This is a genomic window from Arthrobacter sp. zg-Y895, assembly GCF_020731025.1.
Taxonomy (GTDB): Bacteria; Actinomycetota; Actinomycetes; order Actinomycetales; family Micrococcaceae; genus Arthrobacter_B.
In genome coordinates this window covers 614842-631124 of record NZ_JAJFZY010000003.1, presented here as the reverse complement: position 1 = coordinate 631124, position 16283 = coordinate 614842, and the positions used below count along the sequence as shown (strand labels likewise).

The window sequence follows — 16283 nt, the reverse complement described above, 5'->3', positions numbered from 1 at the left end:
GGCCCTAGCCGCGGCCGCCGAAAGGCATCCCGGCCGCGGTGACCAACAGCGAGCGGACATTGGCCGACGCCGGGGCGGAGGCCATAAACAGCACGGCGGCAGCGGCCTCCTCCGCAGGGAACGAGGGTTCCTCAGCCCGGGTGCCGTTGGCCTGCAGCGCGCCCTGCCCGCCGCTGATCCCCGCAAGCAGGTCGGTGGCGGCGTTGCCGATGTCGATCTGCCCGCAGGTGATGCCGAAGGGGCGCCCGTCCAGGTCTATGGCTTTGGTCAGGCCGGTGACCGCGTGCTTCGTCGCGGTATACGCCGCCGAAAGCGGACGGGGCGTGTGCGCCGAAACCGAGCCGTTGTTAATGATCCGGCCGCCCTGCGGGGACTGGGCCTTCATATGCCGCACGGCCGCAGCGGTACACAGCATGGTGCCGGTGACGTTGACCGCGAGGGTCCGGTTCCAGTCCTCGATGCTCAGCTCGTCAATGCTGCCTGTGGGGCCGAACGTCCCGGCATTGTTGAACAACACGTCCACCCGCCCGAATGCGCCGACGGCCGCGGCGAAAAGCCGCTCGACGTCGTCGGGCACCGTAATGTCCGCGGGCACCACGAGTGCCGCTTCGAATCCGGCGGCGGTTTCCTGCAGCTCCGCCTCCCGGCGTCCGGCCAGCACCACCTGGAAGCCGGCGGACAGGAAAGCCCGGGCCGTGGCACGGCCGATCCCCGAACCTGCCCCGGTAATAACCGCGGTCCGGGGCGGAAGTGTTTCGGTCGAACGGGTCTGGTTGTCCATCATTGCATTGTGCCTTGCCCTTCCTCCGGGCGGCACCGGTTCCGGAACGGAACTGCCGCATCGTGTGCCCAGGCCTACTGATTCTCCCAAGGGGCTGGCGGGCCGTCCGCCGCCGCCATACGATACCAAGCACAGTCTCGTGTTCCTGGCAGGGCAGTACCCTTCGGCGGATCGGGAAAGTTCCATGTCGACAGTGAAATACACCGCGGAACCGGACGGAACTTTTGTAGCACCCCGGGTGGTGCCGGTGTCCAGGGGGCGGATCGTCGTCAACTGGATCACCTCCACCGACCACAAAACCATCGGGTTTATGTACCTGATCGCGTCCTTCGTCTTCTTCTCGCTGGCCGGTGTGATGGCACTGCTCATCCGTGCCGAACTCTTTGAGCCGGGAATGCAGATCCTGCAGACACGGGAGCAGTACAACCAGCTCTTCACCATGCACGGCACCGCCATGCTGCTGATGTTCGCCACCCCGCTTTTCGCCGGCTTCGCGAACGTGATCATGCCGCTGCAGATCGGGGCGCCCGATGTCGCGTTCCCGCGCCTGAACGCCCTCGCGTTCTGGTTCTTCCTGTTTGGCTCGCTGATTGCACTGTCCGGGTTCATCACCCCGCAGGGCACCGCGTCCTTCGGCTGGACCGCCTATACGCCGCTGTCCAACGTTGCGTTCAGCCCCGGCCTCGGCGGTGACCTGTGGGTCTTCGGCCTGGCGTTATCCGGCTTCGGCACCATCCTGGGTTCGGTCAACTTTGTCACCACCATCATCTGCCTGCGGGCTCCGGGCATGACCATGTGGCGCATGCCGATCTTCACCTGGAACACCCTGGTTACGGCGATCCTGGTGCTGATGGCGTTCCCGCCCCTGGCCGCAGCACTGTTCGCCCTGGGCGCGGACCGGCGCTTCGGTGCGGACATCTTCAACCCGGAACGCGGCGGCTCCATCCTGTGGCAGCACCTGTTCTGGTTCTTCGGCCATCCCGAGGTCTACATCATCGCCCTGCCGTTCTTCGGCATCGTGTCCGAAATCTTCCCGGTCTTCAGTCGAAAATCCATTTTCGGCTACAAGGGCCTGGTGTTTGCCACGATTGCCATCGCCGCCCTGTCGATGACGGTCTGGGCGCACCACATGTACGTGACCGGCGCCGTTATGCTGCCGTTCTTCTCCTTCATGACCATGCTGATCGCGGTGCCCACCGGGGTGAAGTTCTTCAACTGGATCGGCACCCTGTGGCGGGGGTCCATAACGTTCGAGACCCCCATGCTCTGGAGCATCGGCTTCCTGATCACGTTCCTCTTCGGCGGCCTGACCGGCATCATCCTGTCCTCTCCGCCGCTGGACTTCCATGTTTCGGACACGTACTTCGTGGTGGCGCACTTCCACTACGTGGTGTTCGGGACCGTGGTCTTCGCAATGTTTGCCGGATTTTATTTCTGGTGGCCCAAATTCACTGGGAAGATGCTGAACGAACGACTCGGCAAAATCCACTTCTGGCTGCTTTTCCTGGGTTTCCACACCACGTTCCTGATCCAGCATTGGCTGGGTGTGCTGGGGATGCCCCGGCGGTACGCCGACTACCTGGTGGAGGACAACTTCACCGGAATGAACCAGCTCTCCACCATCGGTTCGGGCATCCTGGCGCTGTCCATGATTCCCTTCTTCTGGAATGTCTACGCCACCTGGCGGCACGGCAAGAAGGTCGAGGTGGATGATCCGTGGGGCTTCGGCGGATCGCTCGAGTGGGCCACTTCCTGCCCGCCGCCGCGGCACAACTTCACCTCGCTGCCGAAGATCCGCTCGGAACGGCCCGCGCTGGACCTCCACCATCCCGAGCTGATGGCGCGCGCGAACTCCGACACGAATTCGCCGGCGGAAAAACTGTTCGGTGCTGCGGATATGGGCAGCGAGCAGCCGCGTAATCCCGATCCGCGGCAATAAGTAACCACTGCGGCCGCCGCCGCGGTTTCCGGCCTTTACCGGCTGGGAACCGCGGCGGCGATTGTGTTTACGGCCCTTCGGTTTGGCTGAGCCGATTTTGTTCCGGGTGGTCGCCAACCGTTGACCCTGCCAAGGGGCGGGCCTAGGGTCAACGCATCATCACCGTGGATGTGGAAACAAAAACAAAGGAGTTTTTGTGACGATTGCTGCTGCGTTCCAACAGCCCCTCGACCCGATTGCCGGTTCCCTGCCCCTGTCCGCCATCCTGGCCGCCCTGCCGCTGCTGATTCTGTTTGTCCTGCTGGGCGTGTTCCGGCTGAAGGCTTACCAGGCGGCACTGATCAGCCTGGCACTGTCCATCATCCTTGCCATCGTGGGCTGGAGGATGCCGGTGGGTCAGGTTCTTTCAGCCACGGGGCTTGGCGCCTTCTACGCCATCTTCCCCATCCTCTGGATCCTGATCAACGCCCTGTGGATCTACAAGCTGACCGTGGCAACGCCGTGGTTTGAGGTCCTGGGACGCACCATCCGCTCCATTTCCGACGATCTGCGTATCCTGTCCATCCTGATTGCCTTCTGCTTCGGCGCCCTGCTGGAATCCCTGGCCGGCTTCGGAGCGCCGGTAGCCATCGCGGCTGCCATGCTGATGGCCGCAGGCATGAAGCCGCTGAAATCCGCCATGGTCGCCCTGCTGGCGAACACGGCTCCGGTGGCCTTCGGCGCCATGGCGGCACCGATCATCGCGCTGAACGGCGTCACGGGCATCCCGCTGCAGGAGCTGTCCTCCATGACCGGACGGCAGACGCCCTTCATTGCGCTGGTGGTTCCGCTGATCCTGGTCTTCCTGGTGGACGGGAAACGCGGTCTGCGGCAGACCTGGCCGGTGGCGCTCGTCGCCGGAGCGGCCTTCGGACTGGCACAGTTCGCGGCCTCCAACTTCTTCATCGTGGAACTGACCGACGTCGTTGCCGCCGTCGTGACGGTAGTGGCCGTACTCCTGATGCTCCGAGTCTGGCAGCCGTCCGAGATCATCGGCATGACCGGTGAAACCCGCGAGGCCGAGAAGGCAGGGGAAACCGCGTCGGTTTCCGAGACGGAATCCGTTGGAACGGACACCCTCACCGGATCGGGCCGCGGGTCCGCACCCGGGTCCGCACCCGGGGCCGGATCCGGAACCGGCGCCGGAGCCACTGCCGGGGGAGCAACCGCCGTGGGTGCGGGAGTCGACGGCGGCCGGGTAGGAGACGGCGGGGAGGGAGACCGGGCCGCCAGCGGCACCACCTCCTCCACCGGCAGGCCGTCCGGGCACGACGTCTGGATGGCCATCGCACCTTATCTGGTGATCATCGTGGTGTTCTCCATTGCCCAGATTCCCGTGGTCAAGACGTGGCTGATGAGCATCGGCAGCACCACGTTCCTGTGGCCGGGACTCGACGTCACCGGAAACAACGGCGAACCGGTGGCTGCCCAGACCCTGCGTTTTGACCACATCCGGGCTACCGGCACCCTGCTGCTTTTCTCCGGCATCATCACCATGGTGCTGTACCGGATCGCGGCGGGCCGCGGCCTACGCGTCTACGGAGAAACCCTGAAGCAGCTGCGCTGGACCATCCTGACCGTCTGCGCCGTGCTGGCCCTGTCCTTCGTGATGAACCTGTCCGGCCAGACCACCACCCTCGGGGTCGCCCTGGCCTCCGCGGGAAGCTTCTTCGCACTGCTTTCCCCGCTGCTGGGCTGGATCGGCGTGGCCCTTACCGGCTCCGACACCTCCTCGAACTCCCTGTTCGGCGCCCTGCAGGTAGCCGCTGCCAACGAAACCGGGCTGTCGCCCACGCTCATGGCCGCAGCCAACTCCTCCGCAGGCGTTATGGGCAAGATGCTTTCGCTGCAGAACCTGGCCATCGCCTCGGCCGCAGTGGGCCTGGAAGGGGCGGAAGGAACACTGCTGCGCAAACTCATCGGCTGGAGCCTTGGCCTGCTGGCGTTCATCACCGTGCTGATCTGGCTGCAGTCCACCTCGATTCTTGGCTGGATGGTCCCCTGATCCCTGCCCGAACCACCTCACCGAATTACAAGAACTACAAGGAGAAATCCCGTGAGCACGCACTCCCTCAACCCGGTTCCCGCTAACGCTGCCGGTTCCGGCAGCACCGTCCTAAGCGGTTTCCCCTCCGTCTCCTTCCTGGAAGCGGACCGGCAGCGGGTGAGCACGGACAGGTCCGGCTTCGTTCCGGAATCGCTGCCGGACGGCGTGGTGTTCGCCCGCACCGCGGACGACGTCGTCGCCACCCTCCAGTTGGCCACTCAACACCGCATACCCGTGGTTCCGCGGGGAGCCGGCACCGGGCTGGCCGCGGCGTCGTCCTCCCGTGCCGGCGAACTGGTGCTCGATGTTTCGGGCATGAACCGGATCCTGCGCATCGACCCCGTGGAGCAGCTGGCCGTGGTGGAGCCCGGAGTCCTCAACGCGGACCTCAATGCGGCCGCCGCGGAATACGGGCTCTTCTATGCACCGGATCCGGCGAGCACCGCCATCTGCAGCATCGGCGGCAACATTGCCACGAACGCAGGTGGCATGCGCTGCGCCAAGTACGGCGTCACCCGGGAATCGGTGCTGGCCCTGCGCGTGATCCTGGCGGACGGACGGGAACTGCGGACCGGCCGCGAAACCATCAAGGGTGTCAGCGGCTATGACCTCAACGCCCTGATGATCGGTTCGGAGGGGACCCTGGGTGTGGTGGTCGAAGCCACGCTGCGGCTGCGCCCGCTACCGGTGCATACCGCCACAGTGGCTGCATTCTTCCCGGATGTCACCGCCGCTGCCCAGGCCGCGTCCGCCGTCGTAGCCGCCCGGATCCAGCCGTCCGTGATGGAGCTGATGGACGGACAAACGCTGGAGGCGGTGGATATGGCCATGGGAACGGATTACCGCTCAAAGGGCGGAGCGTTCCTGCTGGTGCAGACGGACGGGTACGGTGCGTTCCTTGAGCAGGACGTGGTGATGGACGTCCTGACGACGCTGGGCAGCTGCGAAAGGGCCGTCGACGACGAGCACGCCGCCGCGCTGATCACTGCGCGCCGGGAAGCTATCCCCTCACTGGAGAAGCTGGGCCGGGTGTCGATCGGCGATATCGGCGTTCCCCGGGGACGGTTGGCGGAGGTGGTGACTGGGCTCGAAGAAATCTCCGCGCGCACCGGGGTCCGCATCTTCACCATCGCGCATGCCTCGGACGGGAACCTGCATCCCATGATCGTGCTGGATCCGGAGGATTCGGTGACCACCGGTCCGGCGAAAGCGGCCCTGGGGGAGATGTTCCACCTTGCCCACCGGCTGGGCGGCACCCTCACCGGCGAACACGGCATCGGGCTGCTCAAGCGGGACTGGCTGGAGGAGGAGCTGGGCGGGGTATCCCTGGAGGTCATGCACACCATCCGCACCGCCCTGGACCCGCTGGGTATCCTCAACCCGGGCAAGGCGCTCTAGGCCGGGTTGGCCCCCGCGGCCGGGGGTCGGCGCAACAGTGCCCCGGGAGCGGCGCGGTACCGCGGTTTCGGTGGTGCATGCCCCGGGCGGGGCCTACCCTGTGCAGTCCACCAGCTGTTTATCCCCATGAGGAGAGGCCATGCGCCGACTGCCCCTAGTTACTGTTGCCGACAAACTGGAAAACGCGGGCTGGCTGGACCCTGCAGCCGGATGGGTGGCGAGGACCGTGAAGTCGGTGCTGCCCTGGCCTGCCGTGCGGGACGTCCTGCACGGCGTCCCCTTGGGACATCCCCTGCACCCCCTGATGATCGTGGTGCCGCTGGGAGCCTGGGTTTCCGCTGCCGTGCTGGACGTGCTGCCCGGTAACGAGCGGGCCGTCCGGACCCTGATAGGCGTGGGGGTAGCAGCGGCTGGTCCCACGGCGCTCGCAGGTGTCACGGACTTCTCCCAGCTGGATACCGAACAGCAGCGCACCGGAATTGTGCACCAGGCCGCCAACGCACTCGCCGTCGGCCTCTATTCCGCCTCCTGGGTGGTGCGGGGACGGGGCCGGACGGGACTGGGCCGGGTCCTGGCCTTCACCGGCCTTGCGGTCACCGGTGCCGGCGGCTTCCTGGGCGGACACCTGTCCTACCGCCAGGGTGCCGGAGTCAACCGCAATGAGGACTTCGCGGAGAAGGTGCCGGCAGGCTGGCACTCGCTGGGGCCTGCGGCTTCGTTCGCTTCCGGGGTTCCGCAGCCGGCCCGGCTCGGATCGGTCAACCTCATGGTGCTTAAACGGACCGACGGCGCCGCGGACGGTGCGGTTTCCGTCCTGGCGGGCACGTGCAGCCATCTCGGCGGACCCCTGCACGAGGGTGAGCTCCGCCAAGTGAAAAACGAGCTGTGCATTGTTTGTCCCTGGCACGGCAGCACGTTCTCCGTGCAGTCGGGCGAAGTGGTGCACGGACCGGCTACCTCCCCGCAGCCGGCTTTTTCCACCCGGATCCGGGACGGCCTGCTGGAAGTGAGCGTTAAGCCTTAAACCTGTCCGCTGCACTACGCAAGGAGCCTGCAATGCGCACAACTTCACTGGGAACCAATGGTCCAGAGGTCGGCGTCATCGGCCTGGGCTGCATGGGCATGAGCTACGCCTACGACATGAAGGCGGAACGTGACGACGAAACCTCCATCTCGGTAATTCGCGGAGCGATCGAACTCGGGACCACCCTGATTGACACCGCCGACGTGTACGGCCCCTACACCAATGAGGAACTCGTGGGCCGGGCGTTGAAGGACGGCTACCGGGAGCGGGTGGCGCTGTCTACCAAGGTAGGGCTGGAGGTCAGCAACGAGGCCCCGGCCGCCGGAACCATGCCCGGGCTGAAGAAGGACGGCCGCCCCGAGCACATCCGCGCATCCATCGATGCGAGCCTGCGCCGGCTCGGCACCGATCACGTGGACTTATACATCCTGCACCGGGTGGATCCGCAGGTGCCGCTGGAGGAATCCTGGGGCGCCATGGCCCAGGTGGTCCGTGACGGCAAGGCCCGGGCCATCGGCCTGTCCGAGGCCAGCGTGGAACAGATCCGGCTGGCGCAGACGGTGCATCCGGTGACCGCCGTGCAGTCCGAACTCTCGCTCTGGACCCGGGACCGGCTGGCCGACGTCGTGCCCTACTGCGAGGAACAGGGTATGGCGTTCCTGCCCTTCTCGCCGCTGGGCCGCGGTTTCCTCACCGGCCGCTTCACCTCCTTCGACGACCTGCCCGCTGATGACATGCGCCGCAGGCTTCCGCGCTTCCAGCAGGAGAACATCAAGGCAAACCTCGCCATTGTGCAACGGGTGCACGACGTCGCGGCACGGGTGGGGGCGACGCCCGCCCAGGTGGCGCTGGCGTGGACGGTGGCCCAGGGCCGGCGGGTAATTCCGATTCCCGGCACCAAGACCCCCAAATACCTGCGCGAAAACGTGGGTGCCGGGGACCTGGTGCTCAGTGGCGAGGACCTGGCATTGCTCAATGACGCACCGCAGCCGGAGGGCGCCCGGTACTGACCCGCCGGATCGCGTCAGGCCCCGCCCACTGCCGCCAGGTCCGCGCGGACCTGCTCGGGTATTGACGCCTTCCGGAATCGTTTGCACCGAGTGCAATGATGCACGTAGTGTAGAAACGTGCTGACCACCCTCCCGGTTGAAGACCGCCGCAAAGCGCTGAAAAGCCGCCACCGGCAGGACATTGTGGCTGCCGCGGCCGCGCTGATGGACGAGCGCCAGGCCACGGATTTCACCGTGGACGAGTTGGCGCAGCGCGCAGACGTTTCCCGCCGCACGGTGTTCAACCACTTTGCCTCCATCAACGACATTGTCTCGGAGGTCTGCAGCGATGTACTCAGCGCCGCCGTCGCCAGCCTGACCGCCGTCCCGGCGTCCGACGGCCCGGCCGTGCTGGATGAAATTGCCGAGGCCTTCCGCAACGCGGACCTGGTGGCGCCCATGGCCTACCTGAACCGCGTGCTCGGCGACGGCGGGCCGGCAGTGACGGCACATCCCATGGCCCTGCGGGCCTTCACCGAACTCAGCGAACGGCTGTCAGCCGTGATGCTCAGCCGCCACCCCGAGGCCGACAAACTCAGCGTGCACCTTCTGGTGGGCGCCCTGACCAGCGGGCTTGGGGTGCTCTACCACCACTGGCATTGCGCCACCGGCGCCGTCGACACCCCGCAGTCCCGGCGTAGCTGGGCGCGGATGCTGGACCAGCTCCTTGAAACCGTCCGTACCGGCCATGCCGCCGGACCGGCCGGCCAAGCCGGCCAACCCTGCCCTAGTTCCGTAGTTTCCTCCAACCATCCCTCTAAAGGACAGACTCTCAATGGCTGAATTCCTCTACCGCCTCGGAGCAGCGGCAGCCCGCCGTGCGCGCACCGTGCTGGCGGCGTGGTTCGCAGTGCTCGTGGTGGCCGGCGTGGCCTTCACGCTCTTCAGCGGTACCCTCACCACCGCGTTCTCCATTCCCAACACGCCCACCACCCAGGTCACCGAACGCCTGCAGGAAAAGCTTCCGCAGGCATCGGGCGGCTCCGGCTCCGTGATGGTCCAGACGGAGGACGGCTCCCGCTTCACCGAGGCCCAGCAGCAGGAAATCACCGCACTGGTCAACAAGGCAGCCGAGATCGACGGCGTGGAAAACGTCATCGATCCGTTCGCCACCGAGGCGGACCGTGCCAAGCAGGGGCAGGAGCTCGAGGCAGGCCTGGCGCAGGTTGAGGCGGGCCGCGCCCAGATCGAGGACGGCCGCGCCCAGCTGGAGGCCGGGCAGGCCCAGCTCGACGCCGCACGGCAGCAGGCCGAAGCAGCCGGCACCCCCGCCGAAATGATGGCCGCACTGGACGCGCAGCAGGCCGAGCTGGATGCCAAGCGCGCGGAACTGGACGCCGGCAGCGAAGAGCTGGAAGCCGGAGCCGTGCAGGCCGAAGAGGGCGCAGCCCTGCTGGAAATGGCCAAGGAGATCCGTATGGTTTCCGAGGACGGCAGCGCCGCCATCCTGAACGTGACCTTCACGGAGTCACAGATGGAAATCCTGCAGGAAACCAAGGATGACCTGGTCGCTGCCTTTGAGGACGAACCCATTGACGGCGTAAAGGTGGATTTCTCCGCTGAAATCTCCGCCGCGGCTCCTGCACTCTTCGGCATCGGCGAAGTTGTTGGACTCGTCATCGCAGGAGTTGTCCTGTTTGTGATGCTGGGGACCCTGATCGGCGCCGGCCTGCCGCTGCTGACCGCCCTGATCGGCGTCGGCATCGGTGCCCTGGGCGCGCTGGCCTTCTCCGGCGTCGTCGAAATGGCGTCCGTGACCCCCGTGCTGGGCCTGATGCTTGGCCTGGCAGTGGGTATCGACTACGCCCTGTTCATCGTCAACCGGCACCGCCGGCAGCTCAAGACCGGCCTCACCCTGCAGGAATCCATTGCGCTGGCCAACGGCACCTCGGGCAACGCCGTGGTGTTCGCCGGTGCAACCGTCTTCATTGCACTGCTCGCCTTGAATGTCACGGGCATTCCGTTCCTGGGCCTCATGGGTACCGTGGGCGCGGCGTGTGTGGCCATCGCCGTACTGGTTGCCGTCACGCTGACCCCGGCCCTGCTGAAGCTCGTGGGCATGCGCATCCTCAGCCGCAAGGAACGCGCGGCCATCGCTCCTGCCGACGGCGCCGAGTCCAAGGAGGGCCGCCCGCAGCTCGCGGCGGCCAAGCCCATGTCCTCCGGCCGTGCAGTGGTGACGGTTATCGGCTCCATCGCCGCACTGCTGCTGCTGGCGGTGCCGTCCATGGACCTGCGGCTGAACCTGCCCGACGGTTCCGCCGAAGCGCACGACACCACCCAGTACCGGGCCTATGCGGCCGTCTCCGAGAAGTTCGGCGAGGGGCAGAACGGCCCGCTGCTGCTCGTAGCGGAGCTGCCCGGCGAGCCCAGCGAAGAAGGAGCGCTGGTGGCCCAGAACGAGATCGCCACCGCCATCTTCGACCAGGACGACGTGGCGGCAGTAGCCCCCATCGGTACCTCCGAAGACCGGAGCGTGGCTGCCTTCCAGGTCATTCCGGAAGAAGGCCCCACGAGCGAATCCACGGAGAACCTCGTGAACTCGCTGCGCGGCATGTCCCCGATTGAGGGCGAAAACGGCGACTACGAGATCGGCGTCGCCGGCTCTGCCAGCGGCAACATCGACATTTCCGAGAAGCTGGGTTCCGCCCTGCCGCTCTACCTCGGCGTAGTGGTGGGACTGTCCCTGCTGATCCTGATCCTGGTGTTCCGGTCCATCTTCGTTCCGGTGATCGCCACGCTCGGGTTCATCCTGTCCTACTTCGCCGCCCTCGGCGGCGTGGTGGCCATCTACCAGTGGGGCTGGCTGTCCGGGATCTTCGGGGTGGAAACCCCCGGCCCGATCCTGAGCTTCCTGCCGACCATCCTGGCGGGCATCCTCTTCGGCCTGGCCATGGACTACATGCTCTTCCTCGGCTCCGGCATGCGGGAGGCCTTCGTTCACGGAGCACCTGCACGCCTGGCCGTGGCCCAGGGCTTCCGCGCCGGCCGCTCGGTGGTTGCCGCGGCAGCCATCATCATGGCGTCCGTGTTCGGCGGCTTCATCTTCTCGCACAGCACGATGATCCGGCCGATCGGCTTTGCCCTGGCCTTCGGCGTCCTCGTTGACGCCTTCGTGGTGCGGATGCTGCTGATCCCGGCCCTGATGCACCTTGCCGGCGACAAGGCCTGGTGGCTGCCGAAGTGGCTGGACAAGATCCTGCCGGACGTCGACGTCGAGGGCGCTTCCCTGGAACGCCGCCATCCGCACGTCGATGAGAAGCACTCAGAGGTGGAGGAACCGGTCCGGAGCTAGTTCCGCCCGTTCCCTGGGAACAAAAAGGTGCCGCCCTTCCTTCGGGAAGGGCGGCACCTTTTTGTTCCGGGAATTGTGTTCCGGGAAGAGCGTGCCTAGACGGCGGCGGCTTCTTCGGCCGGAGCTTCCACAGACGCACGCGTGAGCAGCAGGAAGGACGCGGCGGCCAGGACCAGGAAGCCGAGCATGGCGACACCCATCGGCACGCCGGTCTCTTCGCCCCACAGGCCAACCAGCGGGGACACGAGGGCTGCCAGCAGGAACTGCAGCGAGCCCAGGAAAGCGGAACCGGTGCCGGCGTGGTGCCCGGCCTCTTCGAGGGCCAGCGCTGTGGCGTTGCCGAAGATCAGGCCCAGGGAACCCTGGAAGACGGCGAACAGCACCAGGGTGGGGACCGTCGGGGTGCCGTTGGATACCGAAATGAGCATGCCGGCGGCCGCCAGGACGGCGACGGACAGGCCAATGGCGATCATCAGGCGGTACGGTGCCTTGCCCGCAAGGGCGGCAGCTACGGCACTGACGATGGTGATGGCCACGGCGTTCATGGCGAACACGAGGGAGAACCGGGTCTCGGACATGCCCAGGATGTTCTGGATGACGAACGGGGAGGCGGCGATGTACGCAAAGAGTCCGGCGAAGGAGAAGCAGAAGGTCAGCAGGTAACCGGTGTAGTTGCGGTTGCGGAGCACTTCACCCGCCACGCGGAAGGTGGTCTTGAGGCCGCCGCGGTTGCGGTCTGCCTCGGGCAGGGTTTCCTTCACGCCGAACAGTGCGCCCAGGAACATCAGCAGGACCAGGACCGCGAGGACCCAGAACACCATCCGCCAGCCGCCGGCAGCGATGATGCCGCCGCCGGCCAGCGGGCCGATCACGGGGGCAATGACGCTGATCATGGTCAGCACACCCAGCAGCTTGGCGGCTGCTGCGCCGCGGGAGGTGTCGGAGACAATGGCACGCGCCAGCACAATGCCGGCGGCGCCGCCAAGGCCCTGCAGGAAGCGGGCGGTGGCCAGGATTTCAACGTTCGGTGCAACGGCGCAGAGCACGGTCGCCAGCAAGGCAACGAAGGAGCCGATCAGCAGCGGCTTGCGGCGGCCGACGCCGTCGGAGAGCGGGCCGATGACCAGCTGACCGAGGGCCAGGCCCACCAGGAACGCCGTCATGGTGAGTTGGATGCCGGTGGCGCTGGTGTTCAGGTCATGCGCCATGTGCGGGAAGGCCGGCAGGTACATGTCGATGGACAGCGGGGCCACTGCGGTGAGCAGGGCCAAGATGCCCGTCAGCATGCCGGCGTTGGGCCGCTTGGAGGGCGGTGCGGGGAGCGTGGTGCTCGTCATGAAAAACCTTCTTCTAAAACCGTATAAGTGCCGAGCGAGCATAGCATATGTAGACATATATATTCTAAGATATGCGCTAGGATCGTTGGCATGACGAACGACGGCGCGCCGGCGGCAACGCGCGAAATTGCGGACCTGCTGCGCGATCTTTCCTGGAACATCCACCGGAAGGCGCCCGAGATCACCGGGATCGAACCGCTGCCCAACACTGAGCTGGCCGTGCTCAAGCATGTGCTGGACAACCCGGGCCTGACGGTCACGGAACTTGCCCGGCTGATGGGGCTCAAGCAGAGCAATGCCAGCGCCGCCGTGCGAACGCTGGCGGAGCGCGGGCTGGTGACGCGGTCGGGCAGTCCGACGGACCGGCGCGTCAGCCTCCTGTTGCCCACCGAGGAGGCACGGGCGCAGAACGAGGTCATTGCCCACGCCTGGGCGGGCCCTATCCGTGCCGGCATCGAGCGGCTGACTGTCGAACAGCGGGAAGCGCTGGCGGCGGCGTCGGAGGCGCTGGTTGCCTTGAACCGCGCCATGCAGTCCCGGGGCTGAACGTCTGCTGCCACTGTGTGCAGTTGCAGCCGGTTTAAACCGGCTGCAGAAATGTAAACCGGCGGCCGGAATTCCCGTGACAGCCGGCGGGATGGGGACCTAAGCTTCCCGCCATGGCTATCGCACGCGTTCCCAATACAGTTATCGACTGCCCGGATCCCGAGGCACTCGCCACCTTCTACGGCGCGCTGCTGGACTGGAAGGTGGGTGTGGACGACGACGGCTGGGCGGACATCACCGACGTCACCGGCCAGCGCTTCGCCTTCCAGCGGGTGGAAAACTACACACCCCCGGCCTGGCCCGGCCAGGACGTTCCCCAGCAGATGCATATCGACGTCGATGTGGACGACCTGGATGAGGCGGAAGCCGCCGTGCTCGCCCTCGGCGCCACCAAGCACGAGTACCAGCCGGGGGATACTTTCCGGGTGTTCCTTGACCCGGCCGGCCATCCGTTCTGCCTCTGCGTCGGCTGGCAGGATGACTGAAATTCCCGTGACAGCCGGCGGCAGGGTGCTCTAAGGTTCCAGCCATGGCTATTGCACGAGTACCCAGCACAGTTATCGACTGCCCGGACCCCGAGGCACTCGCCATCTTCTACGGCGCCCTCCTGGACTGGAAGGTGGACCTGGACGGGCACGACGGCGACTGGACCGAAATCTCCGACGTCACCGGCCAGCGCTTCGCTTTCCAGCGGGTGGAAAAATACACTCCGCCGGTCTGGCCGGGCCAGGATGTTCCTCAGCAGATGCATATCGATGTCGATGTGGACGATCTGGACGAAGGGGAAGCGGCGGTCCTCGCGCTTGGAGCAACCAAACATGAGCACCAGCGGGGAAGGACCTTCCGCGTGTTCCTGGATCCGGCAGGTCACCCCTTCTGCCTCTGCCAGGCCTAGCCGGCCGGGGCAGCCGGCGCCGCGCAGATTAGCGGCTGAGGTTGTCCTCCAGTGTGGCAGTGTGCGCGGCAAGCCGGGCGAACGCGCCCTCGGCGGCCCGCAGCTCGGCCGGAGTGCCCGCCTCGATGACCCGGCCGGCGTCGAGCACCACCACCTGATCCGCGTTCTCCACGGTGGAGAGCCGGTGCGCGATGGTCAGCGTGGTGCGCCCGGCGGACAGCCGCTCCAGGGCCAGCTGAACCTGCGCCTCGGTGGTGTTGTCCAGCGCCGAGGTGGCCTCGTCCAGGACCAGCACCGGCGGATTGCGCAGGATGGTGCGGGCAATGGCGAGCCGCTGCTGCTCCCCGCCGGAGAATCGGTGGCCGCGCGCACCCACCAGGGTGTCCAGACCGTCCGGCAGGGCGCCGACGGTGTCGGCCATCTGCGCGGCGGCAAGCGCGGACCAGAGCTGGTCGTCACTGGCGTCCGGATCGGCCAGCAGCAGGTTTTCGCGGATGGAGGCGTGGATCAGGTAGGTCTCCTGCGACACGACGCCGACAATCCGGGCGAGGTCCTCGGGGGCCAGATCGCGCACGTCCACGCCGTCGATGGTGACGCGGCCCGAGCCGGTGTCATTGAGGCGCGGCAGCAGGGATGCCAGGGTGCTCTTGCCGGAGCCGGTGGGGCCGACGACGGCGGCGGCGGTCCCGGCGGGCAGCGTCAGGTCGATGCCGTGCAGGACTTCGGTGCCGTCGTCGTACGCAAAGTGCACGTCCTCGAACCGCACGTCGCCGCGCACGGTTGCCGGGTCCAGCCGGACCGGGTTTTTCGCCGGGCGGATCTGCGGCTCGAGGTCCAGGTACTCGAAGATCCGGCTGAAGAAGGCCAGCGCGGTCACCCACTGCACACCGATGTTCAGCAGGCCCATGACCGGCCGGAAGATGCCGGCCTGCAGTCCGGTGAACGCCACCAGGGTGCCGATGGTCATGCCGCCGCTGGTGGCGGGGAAGCCGGCGGCGAGGTAGATGACGGCCGGAATGGCGGCGAAGACAATCTGCATGGTGGCCATTCGCCAGCGCCCGGCGAGCTGGCTGCGCAGCTCCAGTCCCACCAGGGTTTCGGAGCGGGCGCGGAACCGGTCGGCGTCGCGCGGAACGGTGCCCAGCGTTTTGGCCAGCCGGACGCCCGAGACCGAGAGGCCCTCTTCGACCTGGGTGTGCAGGGCGGCGAGCTCGCGCTGGCGTTCGTCGGTGACGTCGCGGCGGATCATCGCCACCCGGCGGGAGAGCCAGATAGCCGGCGGGAGCACCACCAGCGAGATCAGGCTCAGCCCGGGGGAGAGCGCCACCATCGCGACGGCGGTGGCGACCGCCGTCGTGAGGTTGGAGGCCACGCCCGTGGCGGTGGTGGTGACCACGGACTGCATGCCGGAGATATCGTGCGTGAGCCGGGACTGCACCTCCCCGCCGCGGGTGCGGGTGAAGAAGCCGAGCGACTGGGCCTGCAGATGGGTGAAAAGATTCACGCGCAGGGTATGCATAACGCGCTGGCCCATGCTGGTGGCCATCCAGGTCTGTACGACGCCGATGGCGGCGGTCAGGGCGGCCACGCCCACCATGGAAGCGGTCAGGAACAGCAGCAGCCGGGTGTTGCCATGCGGCAGTGCGTCATCAATCACCGCGCGGACCAGGAACGGCTGTGCCAGGCCGACCACCGACGAGGCGGTGATCAGCAGGACGACGACGGCGATGGCACCCTTGTGCGGGGCGAATAGTGCGGCGATGCGCCGCAGGTGAACCGGATGCCGGTTCAGTTGCTTTTGGTCGGCGGGATTCAGCTTGGCGGGGCCGCGGCCGCCGCCTGGTCCTCTGCCGCTTCCGGGGCCTTCGGGGGCCGCTTCGGGAATAGCCATGGTTCCTCCTGTCGCTGCCGGGAGATGCGATTCGGCAGCTAA

At 66.7% G+C, this 16283-nt stretch carries 13 protein-coding genes; 10 read left to right on the top strand and 3 right to left on the bottom strand.

The genetic code is table 11. The annotated features are described in order from the left end of the window. Window positions 1-4 precede the first annotated feature (4 nt). Complete coding sequence (locus LJ760_RS04700; protein ID WP_227919939.1) at window positions 5-781, bottom strand: SDR family oxidoreductase; 777 nt, start codon at window positions 779-781, stop codon at window positions 5-7. A gap of 184 nt (window positions 782-965) precedes the next feature. Here LJ760_RS04700 and ctaD point away from each other — a divergent pair, with 184 nt between their 5' ends. The 7 genes from ctaD (at window position 966) to LJ760_RS04665 (ending at window position 11572) form a co-directional block, all read left to right on the top strand. Next, window positions 966-2720, top strand: a complete 1755-nt coding sequence (gene ctaD, locus LJ760_RS04695) for an aa3-type cytochrome oxidase subunit I (protein ID WP_227919937.1) — start codon at window positions 966-968, stop codon at window positions 2718-2720. A gap of 196 nt (window positions 2721-2916) precedes the next feature. Further along, complete coding sequence (locus tag LJ760_RS04690; protein WP_227919935.1) at window positions 2917-4764, top strand: L-lactate permease; 1848 nt, start codon at window positions 2917-2919, stop codon at window positions 4762-4764. A gap of 51 nt (window positions 4765-4815) precedes the next feature. Beyond that, the gene (locus LJ760_RS04685; RefSeq protein WP_308036318.1) at window positions 4816-6204 is read left to right on the top strand and encodes an FAD-binding oxidoreductase; all 1389 of its coding nucleotides are present in this window, start codon (window positions 4816-4818) and stop codon (window positions 6202-6204) included. Window positions 6205-6343: 139 nt separating this feature from the next. Then, window positions 6344-7228: a Rieske 2Fe-2S domain-containing protein gene (locus tag LJ760_RS04680; RefSeq protein WP_227919931.1), complete on the top strand. Its 885-nt coding sequence runs from the start codon at window positions 6344-6346 to the stop codon at window positions 7226-7228. Window positions 7229-7260: 32 nt separating this feature from the next. Next, entirely contained in the window at window positions 7261-8238 is a 978-nt protein-coding gene (locus tag LJ760_RS04675) for an aldo/keto reductase (RefSeq protein WP_227919929.1), read from the top strand. 117 nt (window positions 8239-8355) lie between these two features. Continuing rightward, window positions 8356-9060 (top strand): TetR/AcrR family transcriptional regulator, encoded by a 705-nt coding sequence (locus LJ760_RS04670; RefSeq protein WP_227919925.1) that lies wholly within the window; start codon window positions 8356-8358, stop codon window positions 9058-9060. Then, on the top strand, window positions 9053-11572 hold the full coding sequence (locus tag LJ760_RS04665) for an MMPL family transporter (protein ID WP_227919921.1): 2520 nt from the start codon (window positions 9053-9055) through the stop codon (window positions 11570-11572). The genes LJ760_RS04670 and LJ760_RS04665 overlap by 8 nt, the downstream gene beginning before the upstream one ends. Window positions 11573-11667: 95 nt before the next feature. Here the strand turns inward: LJ760_RS04665 and LJ760_RS04660 are convergent, their stop codons facing one another. Continuing rightward, entirely contained in the window at window positions 11668-12909 is a 1242-nt protein-coding gene (locus LJ760_RS04660; RefSeq protein WP_227919917.1) for a multidrug effflux MFS transporter, read from the bottom strand. 90 nt (window positions 12910-12999) lie between these two features. Between LJ760_RS04660 and LJ760_RS04655 the strand changes: the two genes are divergently transcribed. The 3 genes from LJ760_RS04655 to LJ760_RS04645 all read left to right on the top strand — a co-directional run bounded on the left by LJ760_RS04655 (window position 13000) and on the right by LJ760_RS04645 (window position 14350). Further along, entirely contained in the window at window positions 13000-13455 is a 456-nt protein-coding gene (locus tag LJ760_RS04655) for a MarR family winged helix-turn-helix transcriptional regulator (RefSeq protein ID WP_227919915.1), read from the top strand. A 113-nt stretch (window positions 13456-13568) separates the two neighbouring features. After that, on the top strand, window positions 13569-13940 hold the full coding sequence (locus LJ760_RS04650) for a VOC family protein (protein WP_227919910.1): 372 nt from the start codon (window positions 13569-13571) through the stop codon (window positions 13938-13940). Between the two features lie 44 nt (window positions 13941-13984). Then, window positions 13985-14350: a VOC family protein gene (locus LJ760_RS04645; RefSeq protein ID WP_227919907.1), complete on the top strand. Its 366-nt coding sequence runs from the start codon at window positions 13985-13987 to the stop codon at window positions 14348-14350. Between the two features lie 28 nt (window positions 14351-14378). Here the strand turns inward: LJ760_RS04645 and LJ760_RS04640 are convergent, their stop codons facing one another. After that, window positions 14379-16241: an ABC transporter ATP-binding protein gene (locus LJ760_RS04640; protein WP_227919902.1), complete on the bottom strand. Its 1863-nt coding sequence runs from the start codon at window positions 16239-16241 to the stop codon at window positions 14379-14381. Window positions 16242-16283: the final 42 nt, after the last annotated feature.

What these genes read in the sequence shown, in the direction of transcription:
- LJ760_RS04680 (WP_227919931.1), top strand. Translation starts at nt 6,344, where the DNA reads ATGCGCCGACTGCCCCTAGTTACTGTTGCCGACAAACTGGAAAACGCG.
- LJ760_RS04645 (WP_227919907.1), top strand. Translation starts at nt 13,985, where the DNA reads ATGGCTATTGCACGAGTACCCAGCACAGTTATCGACTGCCCGGACCCC.
- LJ760_RS04660 (WP_227919917.1), bottom strand. Translation starts at nt 12,909, where the DNA reads ATGACGAGCACCACGCTCCCCGCACCGCCCTCCAAGCGGCCCAACGCC.
- LJ760_RS04655 (WP_227919915.1), top strand. Translation starts at nt 13,000, where the DNA reads ATGACGAACGACGGCGCGCCGGCGGCAACGCGCGAAATTGCGGACCTG.
- LJ760_RS04700 (WP_227919939.1), bottom strand. Translation starts at nt 781, where the DNA reads ATGGACAACCAGACCCGTTCGACCGAAACACTTCCGCCCCGGACCGCG.
- ctaD (WP_227919937.1), top strand. Translation starts at nt 966, where the DNA reads ATGTCGACAGTGAAATACACCGCGGAACCGGACGGAACTTTTGTAGCA.
- LJ760_RS04650 (WP_227919910.1), top strand. Translation starts at nt 13,569, where the DNA reads ATGGCTATCGCACGCGTTCCCAATACAGTTATCGACTGCCCGGATCCC.
- LJ760_RS04640 (WP_227919902.1), bottom strand. Translation starts at nt 16,241, where the DNA reads ATGGCTATTCCCGAAGCGGCCCCCGAAGGCCCCGGAAGCGGCAGAGGA.
- LJ760_RS04665 (WP_227919921.1), top strand. Translation starts at nt 9,053, where the DNA reads ATGGCTGAATTCCTCTACCGCCTCGGAGCAGCGGCAGCCCGCCGTGCG.
- LJ760_RS04675 (WP_227919929.1), top strand. Translation starts at nt 7,261, where the DNA reads ATGCGCACAACTTCACTGGGAACCAATGGTCCAGAGGTCGGCGTCATC.